Consider the following 21,685-nt stretch of genomic DNA (forward strand, 5'->3'; position numbering starts at 1 on the left):
TCACCGGCCTCCACCGCTGCTGAGGTCACCGGCCCGTAACCAGCGGGAATCCGCGGAACCTCCCCACTGCCCTCCGTCGTTCCGTACCGTACGGGGCGACGGAGGAGAGTGATCATCGTGGCACGGCTGCGCCTGGGTCCACTGCTGAGGTATGTCGACGGCTCGACGGCGACGGTCTGGGTCGAGGCCGACCGTCCCTGCACCGCCGAAGTGCGCTGCGCGGACGGCGCCAAGGGCACGGCGCACACCTTCCAGATCGCGGGCCACCACTACGCGCTCGTGCCGGTCACGGGACTGCGGCCGGGCACGGAGACCGCGTACGAGGTGCGGCTGGGCGACAGCGAGGCTCCCGTGTGGCCGTTGCCGGGCTCACCCTTCCCGCCGAGCACCATCCGCACGCCGGGCGAGGGCGACGACGAACCGCTCCGGGTCACCTTCGGCTCCTGCCGGTGGGCGGCCCCGCCCGCCGATGAGCACGACCCGGTCGGGCCCGACGCCCTGGACACCCTCGCCGCCCGGATCGCGACGGACACGGCCGCCGGACGCCCCGACGTCCTGCTTCTCCTCGGCGACCAGGTCTACGCGGACAACACCTCCGAGGCGACCCGCCGCTGGCTCGCCTCCCGCCGGGACCTGGACGAGCCCCCGGGCAACCAGGTCGCGGACTACGAGGAGTACACCCACCTTTACTACGAATCGTGGCTCGACCCCGAGGTGCGGTGGCTGCTGTCCACCGTGCCCAGTTGCATGATCTTCGACGATCACGACCTGATCGATGATTGGAACACCAGCGCGGCCTGGCTCGCCGAGATGCGCGCGACGCCCTGGTGGCGCGAGCGGGTGCTGAGCGGCCTGATGTCGTACTGGGTCTACCAGCACCTCGGCAACATGCCGCCCGCCGAACTCGACCAGGACAAGCTGTACGCCGCGGTGCGCGCCGCGCCCGACGGCACGGACGTACTGCGCGCCTTCGCCGCCGCGTCGGACTCCGACGCCACGGCGACCCGGTGGAGCTACCGCCGGGACTTCGGCCGCGTACGCCTGCTCATGATCGATACGCGGGCGGCGCGGGTCCTCGACGAGCAGGACCGCGCGATGGTCGACCCGGAGGAGGCACGCTGGCTGCGCGAGCAGGTGCTGGACGGCGGGGGCGGCGCGGACGGACCGGGCGGAACAGGCGGAACAGGGGTGCCGGGCGGACCGGGCGGAACAGGTGGACCTGGCGGCTTCGACCATCTTCTGATCGGCACCTCGCTGCCCTGGCTGCTGCCCCACCTCATCCACGACGCCGAGGGCTGGAACGCCGCGCTGTGCCGTGGAGAGCGGGGCGAGCGCTGGGCGCGTTTCGGCGAAGACCTGCGCAGGCGTTCGGACTTGGAGCACTGGGCGGCGTTCCCCTCGTCCTTCGACGCGCTGACCGACCTGATCGCCGAAGCGGGCAGGGGGGCCGACGCCCCGGCGACGGTGTGCGTGCTGTCCGGCGACGTCCACCACGCGTACATCGCGGAACCGACCTGGCCGGACGGCGGCGGCCCCGACGCCCGCGTCCTCCAGCTGACCTGCTCCCCCATACACAACTCCATCCCCGCGTCGATCAAGCTGGGCTTCCACTTCGGCTGGAGCAAGGCGGGCCGCGCCCTCGGCCGCCGGTTCGTACGGCACGGCAGGACGGCGCGGGCCGCCATCAACTGGCGCAAGACGGGCGGGCCCTGGTTCGGCAACCAGCTCATGACGCTGACGCTGCGGGGGCGTTCGGCGGAGGTTCGGCTCGAGCAGGCTCGGGTGGTGAAGGGGGTCGGGGTGCGCCTTGAGACGAAGGAGGAGTCCCGGCTTTCGTGACCCCGCCGCTTGCCCCGTGGCTCTTCCCGCGGCCCTTCCCGCAGCCCGTAGTTCTCATAGCCCCGCAAAGGTGACCGGCGTCCGGCGGTGTGTCACGTGACACACCCCACACCCCGATGGTGATCTCCCGTTCCGGGGTTCGCCTTCCGGGCTTCCGGCGGCATGATGAGGCGGACCGTCCGCTTCCAGCGTCCCCTATGCCCGGGAGTCACGCCTTTGTCCGCACCATCCGCAGCGACCGCACCGGAACATGACGTTGCTGTCGCCGTCGTCGGCGCGGGGCCCCGCGGCACGAGTGTCCTGGAACGCCTCTGCGCGTCGGCCGCCGAACTCCTGCCGCCCGGGACCCGGCTGACGGTCCACGTCGTCGATCCCTCGCCACCGGGTCCGGGACGCGTCTGGCGTACCGCCCAGCCGGCCGAGCTGCTCATGAACACGGTCGCCTCACAGGTGACCCTCTTCACCGACGAGAGCCTCGACTGCGCCGGGCCGATCCGGCCGGGGCCGAGCCTGTACGCGTGGGCCGCCGCCGGTCACGCCCCGGGGCTCGGCCCGGACGACTACCCGACGCGCGCCTGTTACGGCCGCTACCTGGAGTGGGTCTTCGCCGAGACCCTGCGCGGCGCCCCCGGCACGGTCCGCGTCGAGGTGCATGGGGCGCGGGCCGTGCGGCTGGACTCGGAGGATTTCACCAGCTCCACGGATGACGCGGGGGATGACGCGGGGGACGGCGCGCGCGACGGCGCCCAGATCCTCGTACTCGACGACGGCCGCGAACTCTCCGGGCTCAGCGCCGTCGTCCTCGCGCAGGGCCACCTCCCCGCGCTCAGCGGCCAGGGACAGCAGCACCTCGCCGCGCACGCCGCGCGGCACGGCCTGCGCCACATACCGCCCGCCAACCCCGCCGACGTCGACCTCTCGGCCATCGCCCCCGGCGAGCGCGTCCTGCTGCGCGGCCTCGGCCTGAACTTCTTCGACCACATGGCGCTCCTGACGCAGGGCCGCGGCGGACGCTTCACCCGGGACACCGCGGGCGGTCTGCGCTACCAGCCGTCCGGGCACGAGCCGAAGCTGTACGCCGGGTCGCGGCGCGGTGTCCCGTACCAAGCACGCGGCGACAACGCGAAGGGGCCGTACGGGAGGCACGAACCGGCCGTCCTCACCGCCGATGTCATATCCCGCTTCCGCAAGCGCGCCGACAGCGGTGACGCCCCGGACTTCCTCGACGAGATATGGCCGCTGGTCGCCAAGGAGGTGGAGACGGTCTACTACGCGGCGCTCCTCCAACCCGCCGGACGGGCAGCTCAGTTCCGTGACGCCTACCTCGCGGCGCCCCACCGCAGCCGCCAAGAGGGCGTGGTGCTTGACGAGTTCGGGTTCCCCGAAGCGGCGCGCTGGTCCTGGGACCGGCTGTCGCAGCCGTACTCCGGGCATACGTTCCACTCCCCGGACGACTTCCGTGCCTGGCTGCTCGCGTATCTGCGCGAGGACACCGCGCAGGCCGCGCTCGGCAATGTCGCGAGCCCGCTGAAGTCCGCCCTGGACGTGCTGCGCGACCTGCGCAACGAACTCCGCCTGATCGTCGACCACGGCGGCCTCACCGGCACGTCCCGCCGCGAGCATCTGGACCGCTGGTACACCCCGCTCAACGCGTTCCTGTCCATCGGCCCGCCCCGGCGCCGTATCGAGGAGATGACCGCGCTGATCGAGGCGGGCGTCGTCGAGGTGCTCGGCCCGCGTCTGGACGTGCGGGCCGCGCCGGACGGGTCGTATCTCGCGCACTCGCCCGATGTACCGGGTTCCGATGTGCGCGTCACCACACTCATCGAGGCGCGGCTGCCCGAACCGGATGTGCGGCAGACCGCGGACGAGTTGCTCGGCCGGCTCCTGCGGACGAGGCAGTGCCGTCCCCATGTCGTCGACGGCCACGAAACCGGAGGCCTCGACGTCACGGCCCGCCCCTATCACCTGATCGACCGTCAAGGTCGGCCGCACGCAAGGCGGTTCGCGTTCGGAGTGCCCACGGAAGGCGTGCACTGGGTGACGGCCGCGGGCGCCAGGCCGGGCGTCGACTCGGTGACGTTGTCGGACGCGGACGCGGTGGCGCGGGCCGTACTGCGGGCGGCGGCGGGCGTGGCGGGGATCCCGTCCGCGAGGGGAGCGGCGCCCTCCGGGCCGGAAGTGGAATCGCCCGAATGGCCAAATGTTGAACTTGCAAGCATCGATTAGGTTCCCCTAACCTTGGGCCTCCGCTCGGTTACCGTCCCCAAAAACCGAAGGAGTCCCCCACATGACTGGACGTCTCAACAGCGCCCAGCCCTACGCCCTCGGGCTGTTCCGCATAGTCATCGGCCTGCTCTTCGCCTGCCACGGCGCCGCCTCGCTCTTCGGCGTGCTCGGTGGCGCGGCGGGCGGCGGAACGGTCGACGCGGGCACCTGGCCCGGCTGGTACGCGGCCGTCATCCAGCTCGTCGGCGGCGGCCTGGTCGCCCTCGGCCTCGGCACCCGCGCCGCGGCGTTCATCTCGTCCGGTTCGATGGCGTACGCCTACTTCAAGGTGCACCAGCCGGAGGCCCTGTGGCCGATGCAGAACGGCGGAGAGGCCTCGGCGATCTTCTGCTGGGCCATGCTTCTCCTCGTCTTCACCGGCTCGGGCGCGCTCGGCCTCGACCGCCTCTTCGCCTCACGCGGCGAGGGCGCCGACAACACGTCGCCGGAGAAGCGGACGCCGGTGGCGGCCTGACGGATACGCGTCTGCGTGACGGCGCCCCCTCCCTCGTGCGCTTGTGCGTACGAAGGAGGGGGCGCCGCCACGTTGCAGAAGCGCCGCCACACTCAGTGGCCGGTGGGAGCGAACGGCACCGTGAAGCACGCCAGCCGGTCCCCCGCGCCGCCCTGCTCGCGGTGCAGTACGACAGAGGCGGCCCCGCCCGGCCGGAACTCCCAGCCGTGGCGCGCGCTCGCCGCGCCGGAGCCGTCCCGGCGCGCGGTGAAGTCCAGCCACACCTCGTTGTCCGGGTTCACATAGTCCGGATTCTCCGAGGGCTGTACCGCGTCCTCGTGGTCCTGATAGTGCCCGCCGGCGTCGGCCGGCTCGGCCCCGCACGGCTTCTGGTGCACGTGCGCGCCGTACGCGTGGCCCGCCTTCAGCCCCTTCACCCGCACCGTGACGGACATGCCGCCCGGCCCGCCGCGCTGTTCGACCTCGATCCACGACGAAGCGGGAACGAGCTTCTTGTCGTACGTGACCGCCGACGAGGGCACGAAGGCGGAGGGCGGTGCGAACCGCGCCTCCTCCCGCACCCGGTACCCGTGCGCCGCGTCACCGCCGACCGCGCCGCCGACCACGCCGCCACCCGCGGCGAGCACCGCCGTCGCCACCGCGCCCGCGAGCATCCCTGCCACCATCGCCCCGCTCCTTCCGTACCTTTTGCCTTCCTCTGTTCGTACGGGAGATCGGCACGGAACGCCCCGTCGGAGGCGGCAGCCGGGTGAACGTGACGTAGCGAACATATGAGCCCCCCGTGGATCTCCGGCGGAGGGCGCGGCGTACGCTGTACAGCTGTCACAAGCCGCCCCTGCCGCTCCCCCGCGACGTCGCGGCAGTCACGTCGTCGGCCGGGGAGTTACGGGGATTTCGGTGCTTGAGAATCTGGGCTCAGTCGGCTCACTGACCAGCAGCCCATGGATCTACGCGGTAGTGGCACTCTCCGTGCTCTTCGACATCGTCGTACCCGTGCTGCCGAGCGGCGTCCTCGTCATCACCGCGGCCACCGCGGCCGCCGCGGCCGGTACAGGCACGGGTACGGGCACCGGCGCGGGAAGCGTCCCGCACGAGGTCCCCGACATCCTGGTCCTCATGCTCTGCGCGGCCACCGCCTCGGTCCTGGGCGACCTCGCCGTCTACCGCATCGCCTGGCGCGGCGGCGATCGCCTGGACCGCGCCATCGCCCGCTCGCGCCGCCTCACCACCGCGCAGGAACGTCTCGGTACGGCGCTCTCCCGGGGCGGCGGCGCGCTCGTCGTCATCGCGCGCTTCGCCCCGGCGGGCCGCTCGATCGTCTCGCTCGCGGCGGGCGCGGCCCACCGCAAGGTGCGTGAGTTCCTGCCCTGGTCGGCACTGGCGGGCGTGGCGTGGGCCGGGTACAGCGTCGCGCTCGGCTACTTCGGCGGGCAGTGGCTCGGCGCGTCGTGGCTGGCCACGGGCGTCTCTCTGATCGCCCTGTTCGCGGCGGGCGCGGGGGCGGCGTTCCTGGTGCGGCGTCCGCGTACGGCGACGAGCTAGGCCGCCGACTCCTCTTCGGCCGACTCCTCTTCGGCCGCCTTCAGCTCGGCCGTCTTCGGCTCGGCCGTCTTCGGCTTGGCCCCGCGCACCTCGATACCGGCGAGCAGTTCGGCGGTGGCTTCGGCGACGGCGTCCACGGCGCGGTCGAAGACCTCGCGGTTGTGCGCGGCGGGGGCGCGGAACCCCGAGATCTTGCGGACGTACTGGAGCGCGGCGGCCCGGATCTCCTCCTCGGTGGCGTCTTCGGGGATGGCGGGCGGACGGAGCGTCTTGATGCTGCGGCACATGCTTACAGCTTGCCGCGAAGGGGGCGCGGACGGGAAGTGGCTTCGTGGCGACCGTGATCGCTTCGTGGCGGCCGTATTCGCTTCGTGGTTGCTCTCGCTCTCGAAATTCGAACAGGAGTAGCATTATGTTGTGCCTGCTACCCCTGCATACGACTTCCCGAGCGACCTCCTCGCGGGCCAGGAGGAACTGCACCAGGTCCGGTCCGAACTCCTGGCCCTGCTGAAGCGGCTCCCCTGGTCGGTCACGCCCCTCGACGCCTTCAGCGACGACCACGGCTGGCGCAGGGTGGAGCGCCCCGCGTCCCCCGGCTGGACTCCCGACGAGCAGGCGGAGGTGGAGAAACTCCGTGAGCGGGAACGGGAGTTGGCGGTTTTCGTCACCTGCCATCGCTTCTGGGACCAGGTGACGGGCCCCGACGTCGTGGCGGCCCGCGCACGGCTCAAACACGTACACGAGAAATCCATTGACACCGGGTGAGAGCGGGCGTTGACTCCCTCTACGCCGAGGAGGTGCAGCCATGAACGGTCTACTGGTCGTCCTGCTCCTTGCCCTGGTCGGCCTGGGTTTCACCCAGCCACTTCTGTGGCTCGCGGCCGCGGCAATCATCTTCCTAATGGTCCAGCAGTACGACCGTGGGGGCTCGAAGCGAGGCGGCGGCGGCAGCGGGAGCGGCGCGGGCGGAAGCGCGGGTGGCGGTGGTGGCGGCGGGGCCGGGAGCGGCGGCGGAGGTGGAGGCGGAGGCCTCCCCAAGACCTACCGCGACTACCGCATCCGCAAGGAACGCCAGGAGCGCTGGGACCGCAGGTACCGCCGGACACACCCGGGGTCAGGTCGCTGAGCGGGGACGGCCGCCGAGAGGCGACCGCCCCCGTACGCGCCGATATGACTTGTCACCCTCCCGGGTGACAGGGCGCTTACCTGCGCAGACGGTGGGGATTGAGGTCATGCACAACGCATCGACGACCTCCGGGAGCCCGCCCGTATGCGCTTCACCCACGCCGCGGCCACCGCCGCCCTAGCGGCCCTCCTGACCGCGGCCTCCCCCTCGGTCACGGCCGCACCCCACGCCACCCCGCCGCGCGCCGCCGCGGCCCCAGGGCAGGTCTGCTTCTGGTCCGAGCCGGGAATGATGGGCCACGCCTGGTGCTACGGCCCGCCCGGCTACGCGGAGGCGGAGAACGGCACACAACGCCACGCCTACTCCTTCGAGTCGCGCGTCAACGGCAGTGTCTACGCCATCAGTTACGGCCCCGGAGGCGGCTGCTTCCACCGGGAGATCCGCAGGGACGACTACGACGAGAACTGGACGGCCTGGGCCAAAAAGCTGGACGGCGTGAGTGACTCCACCATGGGCTGCGAACAGGGCTGACGTACGTAGATGCAGCACCGCCCACGCCGCCTTACGGCCGCCCTGCTCCTCCTCCCCGCGCTGCTCCTGGGCGCGTGCGTCGCGTGCGCACCGTCGCCGCCGCGGGCACGCGTTCTCCCTCCGGGCGACGTCATCAGGTCCGCCCAACAACGCCTGACGGACGCCTGCTTGAAGCGACAGGGCCTGACGCCGCCTCGACCGGGGGCGGCGCCCGGCGCCCCGGCTGAGCGGGAACACACGACAGCGGCTCTGTTCGGCACGGGCCGCACGGAGCTCTCCCTGGCACTCCCCACCGGCTACACCGTGCGCGCGCACACGGACGGCTGCCTGGCCTCAGCACAGCGCAGCCTCTACGGCGACCAGCGGCGCTGGTTCGAGGTCTCGACGATCGCCAACAACCTCGGGCCGGAGGCAAGACACACGCACCGCACCCTCGCCGAGGTCCGCGCGAAGCACCGTAAGGAACTGACGACGTGGCACAGGCTACGGGCGCGGGCCCTGACCCGGGCGACGTCGATCCTGAACCACTAGCTCCCTCAACTGCCCCGTCATACCCGCACAACGGAGAAGCCCCTCATGCTGAAGAAGCCCAAGCGCGTCACCATCCTGACCGTGACCGCGACGCTCCTGGCCCTCGGAACGGCCATGACCACCTCGACCGCCGCACAGGCGGCCCAGTGCCCGAGCGGCCAGTTCTGCGCCTGGACGGATGAGAACTTCGGGGGCCAGCGCACCAACTGGTCGGGCGACGACCACGACTGGGAGGACCCCATCCAGGACGAGGACTCCTCCTGGGCCAACCACGGCATCTCCGGCCCCGGCATCAAGGACCACGTCCAGGTCTACGAGAACCCGGGCCTGGTCGGCCTCGGCACGGTCTGTCTGGCCCCCGGCCAGGAAATCGCCGCCCCCAGCGGATGGGCGAACGACAGCGGCGACTCCCACACATGGAAGATGGAGTGCTAGCCGCAACCTGACCACACGCGCGCCGGCCCGCGGCCCCTGAGGGACCCCGGGCCGACCCACGCCGACACCGACAACTACGCCTCCACCTCCACCGGATACCTACGGCCGAGGCGGATTGTCCCGGCCCTGGTCCTGGCCACCGAACCGATCCTTCAGCTGGTCCTGGGCGGTGTCGACCTGGCCGCTGTACTTGCCCTGGGTCTTGTCGTCGACGAAGTCACCACCCTTGTCGATGCCCTTTCCGGCTTGGTCCTCGTGGCCCTTCAGCATTTGCTTGAGCTTGTCCATCACAGACATGCGAGTCCTCCTAGCTGGATCTCCCGCCCCTCCCAGCATCGCCGCCCTCGCCCCAAGCTGCATCCGCAGGCAGGCATACGAAGACCCCCCAGCCTGATCGGCTGGGGGGTCTTCGCACCGGTGGGCGCGGACGGTTTCGAACCGCCGACATCTGCCTTGTAAGTTCCTTCGGGCGGGCTCTGACGCTGCTCCCGCCCGCGGCTCCGGCCCTGTCGCTGACCGCTCGACGTCGCCGACATCCGCCACTGTTGATGTCAGCCGTGGATGTCAGGCATCTTCTGATTCCGTAGCTCTATGTGGGTCGGTCGAACGCGGTCAGAGCAGGCGCGTCAACGCCCTACACGGACGGTGTAGCTCGTCGACGATCGCTTAGGTTGCGGTACTTCGCTGCTGTACTGCTGAGCGCGATGAACAGTGAGATGGCCGTGGCGACGTCTACGTACGCACCAACAACATCGGCAGCTACATCCCACAGGACCACGATGATCACCAGGACCGCGATCACTCGTGATTGCAAGCTGGTGTTTGACAATTCCCACGGGTTGAGGGACACACTCATCCTTGGACCTCCAAAGGGTTCAAGCCCACCTCGTTGCCTCGCCGGGAAGCCTGTGCGACGGGGTGGGCATTGCTGTGCGCCCATGATGGAGATGTAAGTGAGCAACTGCCAAGCCGGAGAATTTCTTGAAATTGGCGGACCGCCACCGAGCAGGACAGGCGTTTAAAGCGCGTAATAGTACAGCGAGGTAAATGCCCCGGACCTGCACAGATACGTTCTCCATAGCTTCTCCATAGCACAACCGCCGTGGTGCCCTGGTTACAGCAAAAAGCTTAGCGTGCACACGCGAAGCGCAACCACCTGATATAACGCTGAAAATACCGATATTATGCTGTGGCCAAGCTCACATCAATAGAAGCGGTCCCGAATACGCTTAGGTCGGTGGAGCGGCTTTGGGCGGGAGCTGCCATGGGGCGAGTGATCATGGCCCCTTAAGCTTCCGGCGAGTCGGGCGGTCTGTGGACCTGCCCGTTAAAGCACGACGTTGGGGCCATGATCTTCGAGGCTCGCCCCATGGTGGCTGCCTAAAGCCGTGGAGCCGACCGCCCCAGCCGCAGCGGGTATCCCCCCTCTGGCCCGCCGCGCGCATATGGCGCGTCGCCTGCGCGTACCGCCGGGCCGAAGGCATGAGGCGGGAAGCGCGAAGGGCGGCGCACGCCCGCGTTGCGGGCGGGCCTTGATGAAGTAGAGAAAGTTCTACCGCGCAGCTCGCCTCGCAGCCTGCTCGTTTGGCCTGCGTCCCTCATGACCTGCTGGTTTGATGCCGTCCCGAACTGGCATATGCGAGTCCCGCAAGACAGGTTGTCTCATGCGAGACGAATCGGGACTATGGAGCCATGTCCACTCGGCGAACTCGTAGTCGCAGCAAGGGCGTTCAGCAGCGTCAGTCTCCCGTAGGCGCCACGCCCTCTATCGATGCCCGCACCGGGACGCCTGAAGATGCTCGCGCCAAGGCCGTGCGGGAGCTGATGACTCCTGGTGAGCAACGTCTGCGGCTCGTAGCTGAGTTGGACCGACTGGACACGGCTCTACGCCCCCTTGTCGTCCAGGCCGTCCATGCAGGCGTCCCTTACCGGCGCATCGCTGAGCTCACGAACATCTCCCGTGCGACTGTCGCCCGCTGGGGCAAGCACGACCCTGGGGCCTGACGGACGGGAAACAAGAGGGCCGCGCCCGATTGCAGCGGACGCGGCCTGACCGATTCGAAGGAGTCGAAGCCATGCCGAATCGATCCCCTTCAATCCTGGCAGAAGATCAAGGGCTCGCGAACGAGCGTCTGCGAGCGGCGATGGTCGCTGCCAACGTCACTACGGAAGGACTGGCAGACCACTTGGGGATAGACCCGAAGAGCGTGGATCGGTGGATCACTACAACGCGCATCCCGCACGCCCGGAACGCGCACGCGGTGGCCAAGGTGCTCCGCATCGACCCGTACTACTTGTGGCCCATGCTCGACGAGCGGCATCGTTCCAGTGTGAGCCCACGCGACGAGCTCATGGCCTGCTACCCGAGCCGCGGCGCCGTTCCACACGGCCTGTGGCGTGGAACGCTGCTCGAAGCAACCAGCGTGATCGACCTCGCGATCTCGAACCTGATCTTCTTGACCAACGCCGTCTTCGACCTGCACGCGATGCTCGTGGCGAAGTCCGAGGCCGGTGTACGGGTTCGCATCGCCACTCCTGCCGCCGGTGCCGACCAGCACGTGACGCTGATGGACGTCTTCCCCTCGCTGGCAGACACCCCCGGGATCAAGCTGGTAACCCATCCTGGGCTACGGGCCGACCTCTATCGCGCCGACGACGAACTGCTGGTCACCACTCCTGTGGATGGACTCACCCCAGCCCTGTCTCCGGTGCTCCACCTGCGCCGCGTCGGCCCGGCGCCACTAACGGCGGGGTATCTGACAGCGCTGGACCACATCTTCGAGACGGCCACCCCTGCGGGGGCAGCCACATAGACCGCAGGCCCAAAAGACGGATCGACCGCAGATGACCATGGCCGTTGATGTCAGATCCGGATGTCAAAGACCCCCAGCCTTGATCGGCTGGGGGTCTTCGTCCTGGTGGGCGCGGACGGTTTCGAACCGCCGACATCTGCCTTGTAAGGGCAGCGCTCTACCGCTGAGCTACGCGCCCGGGATGTTTCGACAGCCTACCCTGCCGGTGGGGCCGCCTCACAAACCCGTAAGACGTCGCCGGTGTCCGCCCGTAGCGAAGGCGGCAAAGTCACCCCGCGCGGCGCGAACTAACCGGCCCGTGTGTTCGTCATTAACCGGTGGGAGAATGTGACACCGGGCAAGGCGGATGACAGCACGGGAGAGGGATAGTGACGGCGACACCTTCGCAGCCGTACACGCCGGACACGTCGGGCACGTCAGAGACCTCGGATATGTCAGTTGTGCCGGATGAGGATGTACGTCGCTGCGGGAGCGTGCGGCCGCGTCCCCGCCGGGCCCCCTTCCGCGGTGCTGTAGCGCCCCTGCGCGACGCCCTGACCCTGGTTCTCCTGCCTCTTCCCCTTCTCGCCCTCACCCTCCCCGCAGCCTTCGCCGGCGGCGGCACCCGGCGGTGGTTCGGTGGGCGTGGAGAGAGTGTGCGGGCCGATGCCCAGGCCGCCAAGGACGCGGCGGCGGCCGCCTTCTACGAGTTGGACACCGCCCAGCGGGATCTGCGTATCTCCATCGAGACCATCGTCGCCGTCGACTCCACGCCCGCCGCACAGCGGGCCGTCTCCGACTTCGAGGCCATCGGGCGGCGGATCGACGAGGCCAGCAGTCAGTACATCGGCGCCGTGGACGCCCACGACCTGGACCGTGACGACCTCGAGGCTTCCGTCGCCGCCCGCGCGCGTACCGAACTCACCGAGGCCAAGGGCGAGCTCGACAAGGCCAAGCAGGACCTGGACCGCTTCCAGCAGGGCCTCGGACCGCTGCTCGACAAGGCGGAGACCCAGCTCGCTCGGCTCGCCCCCGCCGTCGAGCGCGCCCGGCAGACCCTCCTCGCCGCCAGCAACGCCCTCGATTCCGTACGGGGCGCCGGGCTCAAGGCCGATGATCTGGCCGCCCGCCTCGCCGCCCTCGGGCCTGAGCTGACCAAGCTCAATCAAGGCGCGGGCCAGCACGGCGTACCGGAGACCCTGCAGCGCGCCGACCGCGTCCTGCGGGACGCCGAAGCGGTGCGGGCCGAGGCCGAGCGGCTGCCCGAGCGGGCCACCGAGATAGACCGGCGCCTCGTCACCCTGCGCACGCGCGCGCAGGCGCTCACCACCCGCAGCGGTCAGGTCGAACCCGTCCTCAGCGAGCTGCGGCGGCGCTTCACCGTCGCCTGCTGGCAGGACCTTCAGCACGTACCGGACCAGGCGTCGGAGAACGTACGGCAGGCCGAGACCAAGCTCAAGGAGGCCAAGCAGGCGCGCGACGAGCAGCGCTGGCCCGACGCCACCTCGCTCCTCTCGACCGTCCGCGCCCTGCTGAACTCGACGGACGAGGCGGTCTCGGCCGCCGGCGACCGGCTGCAGCGGCTCAACGCGGTGGCGAAGGACCCCCAGCACGAGATCGAGCGCACCCGCTTCGCCATCCGTGACGCCCAGCGTCTGGCCATGGCGGGGCGCCAGACCCCGGAGCAGCGGCACGCCCGCCCCCTGGACGAGTCCGTCGCCCGCCTGGACCGCGCGGTCGCCTCCCTTGAGGGCCGCCACCCGGACTACTGGCATTTCCTGACCGAGACCGAAGCCGTCCGGCAGACCGTGGCGCGTGTGGTCACCCAGATCCGGGAGGAGCGGGGGCAAGGGGCCTGAGCGGCGGCCCTGCGGCATCGTCTGTTGGCGGTCCGTGGCTCGCGGGCGGATCCTTGAGTTACGTACGCAGAGGGAGGCGGACATGGCCACGCACGCACTCCACCCCGGGGCGAAGCGGCCCAGGCGGCGCGTTTCCCTCGACGAGCATCTGCCCGTCGATCACCACCTCAGCACGATCTACCGCGTCGGCGCCGGTCTGATGGGCCTCGTCCTGCTCGCGTTCGGCATCCTGGGCCTGATCGACAAGGTCGGCTTCTTCGACACCGGCGGTGACACCGTCGCCGGGCTGAACACCAACGGCGCGCTCAGCGTCCTGTCGATCTGCGTAGGACTGCTCCTCTTCGTCGGCATGGTCATCGGCGGCAACTTCGCCTCGACGCTGAACATGGTCCTCGGCTGCGCCTTCGTCCTCAGCGGCTTCGTCAACCTCGCCCTGCTGGACACCAGCCTCAACTTCCTCGCCTTCCGCATCCCGAACGTGCTGTTCAGCTTTGTGGTGGGCATCCTGCTGATGATCTTCGGGATGTACGGGCGGGTCGGCTCGGCCCTGCCACACGACAACCCCTACTGGAAGTCACGCCACCCCCAGGAGACGCGGCACGCCGAGCGCGGGCACCGGGCCCGCCACCCTGAACAGGCACGCTGAACCCCCTGTGCGAGCCTTGAGGGCATGTCGGACCTCACCACTGCCTTCAGTACCGATCTGCGGGCCCAGCGCCTGGTCGCCATCGTGCGCGGCGCCGACGCCGAGGCCTCCTTCCGGACGGTGATGGCGCTCGTCGAGTCCGGTGTCCCGCTCGTCGAGGTCTCCCTCAGCGGCGCCGACGCGCTGGGCGTCCTGCGCCGGGCGCGCGCCGAGCTGGGCGGCGAGGCATGGCTCGGCGCCGGCACGGTACTCACCGCGGACGATGCCCGGCGAGCCGCCGACGCGGGGGCGAATCTCATCGTGACGCCCGGTCTCGGCGCCGGGGTGGACGAGGCCCTGCGGCGTGAACTTCCCGTCGCCGCCGGGGTGTTGACCCCCACCGACGTCATCGCGGCGAGCGCGGCGGGCGCGACCGCGCTGAAGATCTTCCCCGCTTCGGCGATGGGCGGCCCCGCCTATCTCAAGGCCCTGCGCGCCCCCTTCCCCGACCTGCCCTTCGTGCCGGTGGGCGGCGTGGACGCGGCAGCCGCCGCGGAGTATCTGGCGCTCGGCGCGGTCGCGGTGGGCGTCGGCTCGCCGCTCATCGGGGACGCGGCGGACGGCGGGGACCTGGACGCGCTGCGCAAGCGTGCGGCGGAGTTCGTGGCGGTCGCAGAGTACGTGGCGGTCGCGGGGGCCGGTCGATGAGCACGACTGCCGCCCACGGGACCGCCACCGATGTCCTCACGCTCGGCGAGACCATGGTCGCCCTGCGCGGCAGCGGGCCGCTCAAGCTGGGCGGTTCGATGGACGTGTCCATCGCGGGCGCCGAGTCGAACGTGGCCATCGGCCTCGCCCGGCTCGGCCATTCGACGCGGTGGGCGGGCGCCGTCGGTGACGACGAGGCGGGCGAGCTCGTGCTGCGCACGCTGCGCGCCGAGGGGGTCGACGTCAGCGGCGCGACCCGCGACCCGGACGCGCCCACGGGGCTGATCCTCTTCGAGCCGCGGCTGCCCGACGTGACCCGCGTGCACTACTACCGTGCGGGCTCCGCCGGTTCACGCCTCACGGCAGCCGCGGTCGAGGCCGCCTTCGCCACTCCCGGACCACCCCGCGTCCTGCACCTCACCGGCATCACCCCGGCGCTCGGCCCTGCCGCCCTGGACGCGTGCCGCCGCGCCCTCGAACTGGCCCGCGAGCACGGCACGACGGTCTGCCTCGACGTCAACTTCCGCTCGCGGCTGTGGAGTCGGGAGGAGGCGGCCGCGGTCATGCGTTCATGGATTCCGTACGTCGATGTCCTCATCGCATCGGATGACGAACTGCCGCTGTGCGTCGCGCCGGAGGCGGCCGGGACGGCCTCCGGTCAGGCCAAGGCGCTGCTCGGCGCGGGCACAGGTATCGGCGAGGTCGTGGTCAAGCTCGGAGCCGACGGGGCGACCGCGCACACCGCCGAGGGCGAACTGCACGCCGCGGCGCGCCCGGTGCGGGCGGTGGACGCCGTGGGCGCGGGGGACGCGTTCGTCGCCGGGTACCTGTCGGCGCTGCTCGACGGAGGCGATGTGGCGGGACGCCTGGACCGTGCCGTGACGACGGGAGCCTTCGCCGTGGCGTCGCACGGAGACTGGGAGGGGGCGCCCACGCGCGTCGAACTCGGACTCCTGGGGGCGGGGGCCGGGACCGTGGTCCGTTAACCCTCACAGGTAACCCTCACAGGCCGGGGGTCGACCAACCGGACATCTACTCCGACACCGTAACCGGTAATACCGGTTACGCCACCTGCCCAGTTATCCGCAGCACCCGCCACCACAACAACCGCCCCCGCCACCACCGCCGCCACCGCCACGCGGGGCAGGCGCCGGGGACGAACCCCCGACGGCCACCGTCGACAGCAGCTTCACCGAGTCCTCGTGCCCGGCGGGGCAGGCCGCGGGCGCGGCGGACTCGGCCATCGGACGGCTCAGCTCAAAGGTGTCGCCGCAGGAGCGGCAGCGGTACTCGTATCGGGGCATGGGCCCAGGCTAGCCGCAGCGGATCGGGAAAGGCCCCTGAAGGCCAGGGGCCAGCCCCTTCACCCCACCCCCGCCGCCAAAAACGCCCGAAGGATCTCCTCCCCCGCCGCCACGCCCCGCTCCGGCAGCACCGTCAGGCCCGGCGCCGTCCAGCCCGTGTCGGCCAGCTCGCCGTGGCCGGGGCGCCAGGAGCGGTCCGCGGCGAGCAGCAGGTCGGCGTCCAGGAGCGAGTCACCGGCGGCGAGGATCTCGTCCGCGCCGGTGCGGCGGGCCACTTCTCGCACCGCCGCGCTCTTGGTGAGCGGCTTCGGTACGGCGTAGATCTTGCGGCCCTGCAGCGAGACGGTCCAGCCGCGCCCTTCCGCCCATTCGGCGAGTTCCTTGACCCAGCCCTCCGGCAGCAGCGACCGCTCGACGACCAGATAGGCGAAGAGGTCCTCGGCCACCCGCTCCTTGAGGAGCCAGGCCGGATCCGCGGTGCGCAGGAGATGCGCGCGGACCTCGTCGAGCGAGGCGCACTCGGCGGCGAGGCGACGGCCGACACCGGCGCGCCACCCGGCGTCCGCCACGCCGTCGACGAGGAGGTGCCCGCCGTTGGCGCAGATCGCGAACTCCGGTGCGGGGCCCGGCAGATGGATGCGGCCGTACTGTTCGCGCGTACGCGTGGTGGTGGGGACGAAGACCGTGCCGCGGCCTAGCTCGTCGAGGAGCCGGGCGGCGGTCTCGGTGACGTACGACAGGGGCTTGTTCTCGTACACCTCCACGCAGAGCAGGCGCGGCGCTTCGGCGTCGGGCATGGTCAGGCCGAGGGCGGCGGCGGAGTAGATGAGAGTGCGGTCGAGGTCGCTGGCGACGAGCACCCGGCGGGGCGTACTCACTTGGAGGTCACCGCCTTGCCGTCCGTGCCGGTGGCGCCGCGCGTGAACTGAGGGTGGATCAACCCGACGCAGGTGTAGGGGAGTTCGCCCACTTCCTCGACCGGCACGCCACGCTGTTCCGCGAGGAGACGTACGTGATCGAGGTCGGCGCCCGCTCCCACCCGCGCGAGGATCTTCCAGGGAACGCGGCGCAGCAGTACGCGCGTCGTCTCGCCGACGCCCGGTTTGACGAGGTTCACGTCGTGGATTCCGTACGCCTCGCTGATCCGCTCGACGGCGGCCCAGCCCTCCCAGGTCGGGGTCCTGTCCGCCGAGAGCAGCTCCTTGACCTGGGAGTCCACGGCGTCGCTCACTTCGTCGAAGCGGGACACGACGGCGTCGAGGAAGTCGAGGGAGACGTCGCCGTCGGCGAGCTCGCGGTAGAACTTCGCGCCGTGGAAGTCGTCGGGTCCGACCAGGTCCGCGCGCAGGACGGTGCGTGAAATCAGGCCGGATACCGTGGAGTTGAGGCAGGCCGAGGGGATGAGGAAGTCCTCGCGGGTGCCGTAGGTGCGGACGCAGGAGCCGGGGTCGGCGAGCACGGCGATCTCCGGGTCGAAGCCTGCCGGACCTCCTGACTCCTCGAACTCCCGCACAGCATCGGCCAGTTCGCGGGTGATGGCACCCTTGCCCGTCCAGCCGTCGACGAAGACGATGTCGGCGGGGTCGTGGTGGGCGGCGAGCCAGCGCAGCGCGTTGGCGTCGATGCCGCGGCCACGCACGATCGACACGGCGTAGTGCGGCAGGTCAAGGCCGTGCCGGTAGTGCGCCCAGCGCCGCATCAGTACGCCGACGGGCGTGCCCGCACGGGCCAGCGAGACGAGGACGGGGCGCGGCGACCGCTCGGCGAGCACCGTCTCGGTGACGGTGCCGACGGCCTGCGCTATCCGCGCGGCGGAGGTGCCGAGCGCGGCACGGAACAGCTCTCGGTACTGCGGGCTCGGCTGGTATTCGACCGGCAGCGACTCGGCGTAGTGCGCGCCACCGCTCTGTATCGCCTCCTCGCGCTCCTCGGTGGGCGCTTCGAGCCGTACGTCCGAGAGGTCCTGGAGCAGCCAGCCGACGTCTTCGGGCGCGTACGAGGAGAAGTCGGGGCCGCGGAGGGGCTCGGGCAGCATGGAGGGCCTTTCGGGGACGTACGAGGGCACGACGGCCAGCAGTACCTGCGGGGCGTGCGCGGCGAGCTGGGCCAACAGGCCGTCGGGGCTGTGCAGTTCGGGGCGGTCGCCCACGGAGTCGACCACGAGGACGATGGCGTCGAAGCCGCCGCCCGCGACGTTGTACGCGTACCGCTCGCCGGGCCCGTCACTGGGTGCGTCGTGCGCGGGGAAGACGAGGCGGCTGCGGATGGCGTACCCGGGGTCGTCGACGGCGAGGACGGGCGAGCGTGTGGTGGTGGAGTACCGCACGTCCACGTCCACGTCCACGTCCACGTCCGCATCCACATCCGCTTCGGCGTCGGCAGCGTGCAGTCTCTCCTCCAGCGCGACGCCGAGGGCCAGCGGCGCGTACATCAGCTCTTCGAAGCCGAGTACGAGGACACGGCGCGGAGATGCGTGCGCCGCACCGGCGGCCTCCGACGCGGGTTTCGGAGCCAGGGCCTGCGCTATCCGGGCCGCCATCCCCGGTATCGCCGCGCCAAGCTTCGCCCGATGCTCGGGGGTGAACCCGTGGCGTCCGCCGTCCGGTATCGCGGCGGGCCAGCCCAGGTCGACCCGGGTGACCGAGCCGGGCTCTTGGCGCGGGGCGGGCCCGGGCGCCGACGCCTCGTACTCCTCGACCAGCGCCTGCCCCTTCGCGAGCACCCCGTCCGGCAGGTTCACCGTGCCGGACGCCATCGCGATCAGGTCGACCCGTGCGCCGATCTCCCGGGCGAAGTCGGCCAGGCGCCCCTGGTCCCGCGGGGAGCGCATGTCGACGAGCGCCACGATGACGTACCGCTCGCGCGGGTGCAGTTCATGCAGGGCGCGGATGGTGTTGAGGACCGTGTTCCCGGTGGAGAACTCGTCGTCCACGAGGACCAACGGGCCGTCCCCGGACAGCAGTTGGGGGTCCTCGGGCAGCAGCAGATGCGAGGTCGCGTGCGAGTGCGACTCCTCGAAGCCGCCCGCCTGACGCACCCCGTCGACCGGGCGGCGCGTGGAGTGGAGGTAGGGCGCGAGGCCGATGCCGTCCGCGACGCAGTGGCCGAGGCCCGTCGCCGTCTCCGCGTACCCGAGGACGACCGCGCGCCTGGCCTCCGCGTCACCCAGGAGCGCGCGCACCCGGACGCCGAGGTCCCGCCCCGCCGCGTACACGACCGAGGGGCGCTGCGGCACATGCTTGCCGAGGACGTTCGACACCAGGAGGTGCGCCCGCTTCGGGTTGCGGCGCAGGGCGAGGCCGAGCAGGTCGCTCAGCCCCGGGTTCCCGGCCAACTCCACGCCGAGCCGCTCGGCGACCCACGTCCCCGACCACACCGTCGCTGCTCCCACTACGTCGTCGTTCACAGTCCTCGCACAGTCCTTACGTTCCTTGCAGTCGGCCGGAGAGTCCGGCGAAGCGGTGATCAGCCGGAGATCCCGGCGGTGAGCAGCTCCACGAAGCCGATGTCCTCCTTCGCGACGCCGAAGACCTCGGCGCGCTGCAGGGTCCGCTCGGCCCACGCGCGGTGCGGCTTCACCTCGTTCATCTTGTTCGTGTACGCCGAGCGCATGACCCCGCCGCCGCCCCGCTCCGGACGCAGGATGTCCTGGGCGTCGCTGAACTCCTCGTGGCTGACGACGGAGAGCGCGTGCACGGGCAGGACGTGCGAGGGGTGGATGCAGGTCTTGCCGAGCAGGCCGTTGGCCCGGTCGAGCTCGATCTCGCGCAGGAGTCCGTCGATGTCGTGTTCGATGAGCGCCTGCCGCAGCTCCTCGGCCCGCCCCTCCAGGAAGGGGCTCCGGCGCAGCTGCGGCTTGAACATCCTCTCCTGGACGCGGAAGTACTCCCACACCGGACCGGTGACGGTGAAGCCCGTGCCGTCGGCCCGGCCGAGGCGGTTCACCACGTCGGCGATGACCGAGGCCACGATGTGGACGTCGTACGCGGTCATGTGCGGCGGCCTGCGCAGTCCGTAAGCCGAGCAGAAGTCGGTGACGCCGAGCCGCAGCGCGAGCACCCGCTCGCGGTACTTGTCGACGGTGCGGGCGATCCCGTCGAGGGTCTCCGTGCGGCTCTCCAGGTGCAGCAGCTCGGGCGATTCGAGGACCGGCATCGCGAAGAGCCGCCGGCCGCTCGCTGCTTCCGCCGCGGTGAGCGCCTCCAGGAAGGCGACGCCGCGCTCCTCGGTGAACTTGGGCAGCACGAATCCGGACAACAGCCGGATGCCGGAGCCGAGGCGCGCGACCAGGTCGGGTATCTGTTCGGGGGCCCGGACCCGGATGAACAGCAGCGGCGGCTCCGCGCTGTCCCGCTCCGCCAGGTCGGCGAACTGTCTGACCAGGTTCTCCTCGGCACCGATGACCTCCGAGTCTTCGATGGAGTCCTCCAGGCAGAGCACCATCGAGATCACGCCACGCCCGGCTTGTTTCAGGATGTCATCGGCGAGGCGTGGGCGCGTGGCGGGGCTGTAGAGCGTGGCCCCCAAGGCGGCCGCGAGCAGGCGCGGGGCGGAGTCCGCGGTGAAGGCGCACGGCTCCCGATAGAAGAGACGCTGACGCACCTCTGGGGCGATATGCCCGAAATGACGCATGATTTCCCCTGTACTCGTCGGCGCGCCCGACGTGATGTGGCCGGTAATAGTACGTAGGGACGGGTGTCAAGGGTTCCCCATGGGCATGAAATTCAGGTAACCCGGCCATGTCAGACACACCGGCCACACACCGTCACCCCCGCGTTGTCCCCTCCAGCACCGGGAAGGCAGGATGACCGCATGACGCACGCGATGTTGAAGGGGTCGAACGTCCCGCTCGAAGCCACGGCCGTCCGCGCAGTGCTGCGCTGGACCCCTGGTCAGGGCGTCCCCGACGTCGACGCGTCGGCTCTCCTGCTCGGCGCCGACGGCCGCGTGCGCTCGGACGAGGACTTCGTCTTCTACAACCAGCCCCGCCACCCGTCGGGCAAGGTCTGGCGGCTCGGCAAGAAGCGCGTCGCCCAGGGTCTCGCCGAAGGTCTGACCGACACCATTCAGACAGACATGGCAGGGCTGGATCCGGCGGTGAGCCGAGTGCTGCTCGTCGCCTCCGCCGACAACGTCGCCTTCGAGAACGTAATCGCGCTGCGCATCCTGTTGTACGACGCCGCGGTCGGCGACGCCGAGCCGCTTGCGTACTTCGACGTCACCCCGCAGACGGGCGCCGAGACGGCCCTGATCTGCGGTGAGCTCTACCGCCGCGGTGAGGTCTGGAAGTTCCGCGCCCTCGGCGAGGGATATCTGAACGGCCTGGAGGGCCTCGCCGGCGACTTCGGCATCTCCGTGGACGAGTCGGAGGCGGTGCCCGAGCCGACGCCCGAGGCCTCGCTCCCGCAGCCCTACCCCCAGCAGCCGCAGCCCTTCCCCGCACCGGCCCCGCAGCCCTCGTACGGCTACCCTCCCGAGCCGCCGCGCCATCAGCCCGCCCCGCAGCCTTCCTACGGCTACCCGCAGCACGCGCCCGCCCATCCGGCGCCGGTCCCGCAGCCCAGTTACGGCTATCCGCAGCCCGTGGCCCCGATGCCCGACCCGAACTTCCGGCTGCCTCCGCAGGGACCGCAGTTCCTGGCCCGCTGAG

23 protein-coding genes and 1 tRNA gene are annotated in these 21,685 nt (G+C 70.7%); 16 read left to right on the plus strand and 8 right to left on the minus strand.

Translation table 11 applies throughout. The features are described 5' to 3' along the window. The first annotated feature begins 117 nt into the window (after positions 1–117). The 3 genes from ACGFX9_RS03195 to ACGFX9_RS03205 all read left to right on the plus strand — a co-directional run bounded on the left by ACGFX9_RS03195 (position 118) and on the right by ACGFX9_RS03205 (position 4,582). A complete protein-coding gene (locus ACGFX9_RS03195) occupies positions 118–1,839 on the plus strand; it encodes an alkaline phosphatase D family protein (RefSeq protein WP_393463748.1) in 1,722 nt (573 codons plus the stop codon). Between the two features lie 216 nt (positions 1,840–2,055). Beyond that, positions 2,056–4,068 (plus strand): FAD/NAD(P)-binding protein, encoded by a 2,013-nt coding sequence (locus tag ACGFX9_RS03200; protein WP_393463750.1) that lies wholly within the window; start codon positions 2,056–2,058, stop codon positions 4,066–4,068. Positions 4,069–4,129: 61 nt separating this feature from the next. Continuing rightward, complete coding sequence (locus tag ACGFX9_RS03205) at positions 4,130–4,582, plus strand: DoxX family protein (RefSeq protein WP_393463753.1); 453 nt, start codon at positions 4,130–4,132, stop codon at positions 4,580–4,582. A gap of 92 nt (positions 4,583–4,674) precedes the next feature. Here the strand turns inward: ACGFX9_RS03205 and ACGFX9_RS03210 are convergent, their stop codons facing one another. After that, positions 4,675–5,247, minus strand: a complete 573-nt coding sequence (locus ACGFX9_RS03210; RefSeq protein WP_393463756.1) for a superoxide dismutase family protein — start codon at positions 5,245–5,247, stop codon at positions 4,675–4,677. A 232-nt stretch (positions 5,248–5,479) separates the two neighbouring features. Here ACGFX9_RS03210 and ACGFX9_RS03215 point away from each other — a divergent pair, with 232 nt between their 5' ends. Beyond that, complete coding sequence (locus ACGFX9_RS03215; protein ID WP_393463759.1) at positions 5,480–6,124, plus strand: DedA family protein; 645 nt, start codon at positions 5,480–5,482, stop codon at positions 6,122–6,124. Here ACGFX9_RS03215 and ACGFX9_RS03220 read toward each other — a convergent pair. Beyond that, positions 6,121–6,411 (minus strand): DUF2277 domain-containing protein, encoded by a 291-nt coding sequence (locus tag ACGFX9_RS03220; RefSeq protein ID WP_393463762.1) that lies wholly within the window; start codon positions 6,409–6,411, stop codon positions 6,121–6,123. The genes ACGFX9_RS03215 and ACGFX9_RS03220 overlap by 4 nt on opposite strands. A 130-nt stretch (positions 6,412–6,541) precedes the next feature. Here ACGFX9_RS03220 and ACGFX9_RS03225 point away from each other — a divergent pair, with 130 nt between their 5' ends. From ACGFX9_RS03225 to ACGFX9_RS03245, 5 genes are all read left to right on the plus strand, one after another. Then, on the plus strand, positions 6,542–6,889 hold the full coding sequence (locus ACGFX9_RS03225) for a hypothetical protein (protein ID WP_393463764.1): 348 nt from the start codon (positions 6,542–6,544) through the stop codon (positions 6,887–6,889). A gap of 40 nt (positions 6,890–6,929) precedes the next feature. Further along, complete coding sequence (locus ACGFX9_RS03230; protein ID WP_393463767.1) at positions 6,930–7,250, plus strand: hypothetical protein; 321 nt, start codon at positions 6,930–6,932, stop codon at positions 7,248–7,250. A 144-nt stretch (positions 7,251–7,394) separates the two neighbouring features. Then, complete coding sequence (locus tag ACGFX9_RS03235; protein WP_393463770.1) at positions 7,395–7,781, plus strand: hypothetical protein; 387 nt, start codon at positions 7,395–7,397, stop codon at positions 7,779–7,781. 9 nt (positions 7,782–7,790) lie between these two features. Further along, positions 7,791–8,312 (plus strand): hypothetical protein, encoded by a 522-nt coding sequence (locus ACGFX9_RS03240; RefSeq protein WP_393463772.1) that lies wholly within the window; start codon positions 7,791–7,793, stop codon positions 8,310–8,312. 45 nt (positions 8,313–8,357) lie between these two features. Then, complete coding sequence (locus tag ACGFX9_RS03245) at positions 8,358–8,747, plus strand: peptidase inhibitor family I36 protein (protein ID WP_393463775.1); 390 nt, start codon at positions 8,358–8,360, stop codon at positions 8,745–8,747. 99 nt (positions 8,748–8,846) lie between these two features. On the opposite strand, the gene ACGFX9_RS03250 is transcribed toward ACGFX9_RS03245, so the two are convergent. Next, complete coding sequence (locus ACGFX9_RS03250) at positions 8,847–9,044, minus strand: antitoxin (protein WP_393463778.1); 198 nt, start codon at positions 9,042–9,044, stop codon at positions 8,847–8,849. A 1,527-nt stretch (positions 9,045–10,571) separates the two neighbouring features. On the opposite strand from ACGFX9_RS03250, the gene ACGFX9_RS03255 reads away from it, so the two are divergent. Together ACGFX9_RS03255 and ACGFX9_RS03260 are read left to right on the plus strand one after the other, a co-directional pair. Further along, positions 10,572–10,751, plus strand: coding sequence for a helix-turn-helix domain-containing protein (locus ACGFX9_RS03255; protein ID WP_393463781.1), 180 nt, complete (start codon positions 10,572–10,574; stop codon positions 10,749–10,751). Positions 10,752–10,822: 71 nt separating this feature from the next. Beyond that, positions 10,823–11,560, plus strand: a complete 738-nt coding sequence (locus ACGFX9_RS03260; protein WP_393463784.1) for a helix-turn-helix domain-containing protein — start codon at positions 10,823–10,825, stop codon at positions 11,558–11,560. Positions 11,561–11,663: 103 nt separating this feature from the next. Here ACGFX9_RS03260 and ACGFX9_RS03265 read toward each other — a convergent pair. After that, a tRNA-Val gene (locus tag ACGFX9_RS03265) sits at positions 11,664–11,738 on the minus strand. Between the two features lie 190 nt (positions 11,739–11,928). Between ACGFX9_RS03265 and ACGFX9_RS03270 the strand changes: the two genes are divergently transcribed. From ACGFX9_RS03270 to ACGFX9_RS03285, 4 genes are all read left to right on the plus strand, one after another. Then, positions 11,929–13,398, plus strand: a complete 1,470-nt coding sequence (locus ACGFX9_RS03270; protein WP_393463787.1) for a hypothetical protein — start codon at positions 11,929–11,931, stop codon at positions 13,396–13,398. An 82-nt stretch (positions 13,399–13,480) separates the two neighbouring features. Next, entirely contained in the window at positions 13,481–14,044 is a 564-nt protein-coding gene (locus tag ACGFX9_RS03275; protein WP_393463790.1) for a DUF4383 domain-containing protein, read from the plus strand. 24 nt (positions 14,045–14,068) lie between these two features. Then, positions 14,069–14,731: a bifunctional 4-hydroxy-2-oxoglutarate aldolase/2-dehydro-3-deoxy-phosphogluconate aldolase gene (locus tag ACGFX9_RS03280; RefSeq protein WP_393463793.1), complete on the plus strand. Its 663-nt coding sequence runs from the start codon at positions 14,069–14,071 to the stop codon at positions 14,729–14,731. Beyond that, positions 14,728–15,717 carry a sugar kinase gene (locus tag ACGFX9_RS03285; protein ID WP_393463796.1) on the plus strand — a complete coding sequence of 330 codons (990 nt, stop codon included), beginning with the start codon at positions 14,728–14,730 and terminating at the stop codon, positions 15,715–15,717. The genes ACGFX9_RS03280 and ACGFX9_RS03285 overlap by 4 nt, the downstream gene beginning before the upstream one ends. A 93-nt stretch (positions 15,718–15,810) precedes the next feature. Here the strand turns inward: ACGFX9_RS03285 and ACGFX9_RS03290 are convergent, their stop codons facing one another. The 4 genes from ACGFX9_RS03290 to ACGFX9_RS03305 are packed head-to-tail and all read right to left on the minus strand — an operon-like array spanning position 15,811 to position 20,667. Continuing rightward, positions 15,811–16,035 carry a zinc ribbon domain-containing protein gene (locus ACGFX9_RS03290; protein WP_393463799.1) on the minus strand — a complete coding sequence of 75 codons (225 nt, stop codon included), beginning with the start codon at positions 16,033–16,035 and terminating at the stop codon, positions 15,811–15,813. A 59-nt stretch (positions 16,036–16,094) separates the two neighbouring features. Next, positions 16,095–16,913 (minus strand): HAD family hydrolase, encoded by an 819-nt coding sequence (locus ACGFX9_RS03295; protein ID WP_393463802.1) that lies wholly within the window; start codon positions 16,911–16,913, stop codon positions 16,095–16,097. Beyond that, on the minus strand, positions 16,910–19,441 hold the full coding sequence (locus tag ACGFX9_RS03300) for a phosphoribosyltransferase (protein WP_393463805.1): 2,532 nt from the start codon (positions 19,439–19,441) through the stop codon (positions 16,910–16,912). Before ACGFX9_RS03300 ends, ACGFX9_RS03295 begins: the two co-directional genes overlap by 4 nt. A gap of 59 nt (positions 19,442–19,500) precedes the next feature. Then, positions 19,501–20,667: an HpcH/HpaI aldolase/citrate lyase family protein gene (locus ACGFX9_RS03305; RefSeq protein ID WP_393463808.1), complete on the minus strand. Its 1,167-nt coding sequence runs from the start codon at positions 20,665–20,667 to the stop codon at positions 19,501–19,503. Between the two features lie 180 nt (positions 20,668–20,847). Between ACGFX9_RS03305 and ACGFX9_RS03310 the strand changes: the two genes are divergently transcribed. Next, on the plus strand, positions 20,848–21,684 hold the full coding sequence (locus ACGFX9_RS03310; protein WP_393463811.1) for a TerD family protein: 837 nt from the start codon (positions 20,848–20,850) through the stop codon (positions 21,682–21,684). The last annotated feature ends 1 nt before the right edge of the window (position 21,685 follow it).

The sequence above is a fragment of the Streptomyces sp. NPDC048436 genome (assembly GCF_043200355.1).
Taxonomy (GTDB): domain Bacteria; phylum Actinomycetota; class Actinomycetes; order Streptomycetales; family Streptomycetaceae; genus Streptomyces.

Excerpts from the sequence above, each read along its gene's own strand:
- ACGFX9_RS03210 (WP_393463756.1), bottom strand. The coding sequence starts at position 5,247 with ATGGTGGCAGGGATGCTCGCGGGCGCGGTGGCGACGGCGGTGCTCGCC.
- ACGFX9_RS03205 (WP_393463753.1), top strand. The coding sequence starts at position 4,130 with ATGACTGGACGTCTCAACAGCGCCCAGCCCTACGCCCTCGGGCTGTTC.
- ACGFX9_RS03235 (WP_393463770.1), top strand. The coding sequence starts at position 7,395 with ATGCGCTTCACCCACGCCGCGGCCACCGCCGCCCTAGCGGCCCTCCTG.
- ACGFX9_RS03220 (WP_393463762.1), bottom strand. The coding sequence starts at position 6,411 with ATGTGCCGCAGCATCAAGACGCTCCGTCCGCCCGCCATCCCCGAAGAC.
- ACGFX9_RS03285 (WP_393463796.1), top strand. The coding sequence starts at position 14,728 with ATGAGCACGACTGCCGCCCACGGGACCGCCACCGATGTCCTCACGCTC.
- ACGFX9_RS03245 (WP_393463775.1), top strand. The coding sequence starts at position 8,358 with ATGCTGAAGAAGCCCAAGCGCGTCACCATCCTGACCGTGACCGCGACG.
- ACGFX9_RS03290 (WP_393463799.1), bottom strand. The coding sequence starts at position 16,035 with ATGCCCCGATACGAGTACCGCTGCCGCTCCTGCGGCGACACCTTTGAG.
- ACGFX9_RS03275 (WP_393463790.1), top strand. The coding sequence starts at position 13,481 with ATGGCCACGCACGCACTCCACCCCGGGGCGAAGCGGCCCAGGCGGCGC.
- ACGFX9_RS03255 (WP_393463781.1), top strand. The coding sequence starts at position 10,572 with ATGACTCCTGGTGAGCAACGTCTGCGGCTCGTAGCTGAGTTGGACCGA.
- ACGFX9_RS03250 (WP_393463778.1), bottom strand. The coding sequence starts at position 9,044 with ATGTCTGTGATGGACAAGCTCAAGCAAATGCTGAAGGGCCACGAGGAC.
- ACGFX9_RS03305 (WP_393463808.1), bottom strand. The coding sequence starts at position 20,667 with ATGCGTCATTTCGGGCATATCGCCCCAGAGGTGCGTCAGCGTCTCTTC.
- ACGFX9_RS03280 (WP_393463793.1), top strand. The coding sequence starts at position 14,069 with ATGTCGGACCTCACCACTGCCTTCAGTACCGATCTGCGGGCCCAGCGC.
- ACGFX9_RS03310 (WP_393463811.1), top strand. The coding sequence starts at position 20,848 with ATGACGCACGCGATGTTGAAGGGGTCGAACGTCCCGCTCGAAGCCACG.
- ACGFX9_RS03260 (WP_393463784.1), top strand. The coding sequence starts at position 10,823 with ATGCCGAATCGATCCCCTTCAATCCTGGCAGAAGATCAAGGGCTCGCG.
- ACGFX9_RS03230 (WP_393463767.1), top strand. The coding sequence starts at position 6,930 with ATGAACGGTCTACTGGTCGTCCTGCTCCTTGCCCTGGTCGGCCTGGGT.
- ACGFX9_RS03240 (WP_393463772.1), top strand. The coding sequence starts at position 7,791 with ATGCAGCACCGCCCACGCCGCCTTACGGCCGCCCTGCTCCTCCTCCCC.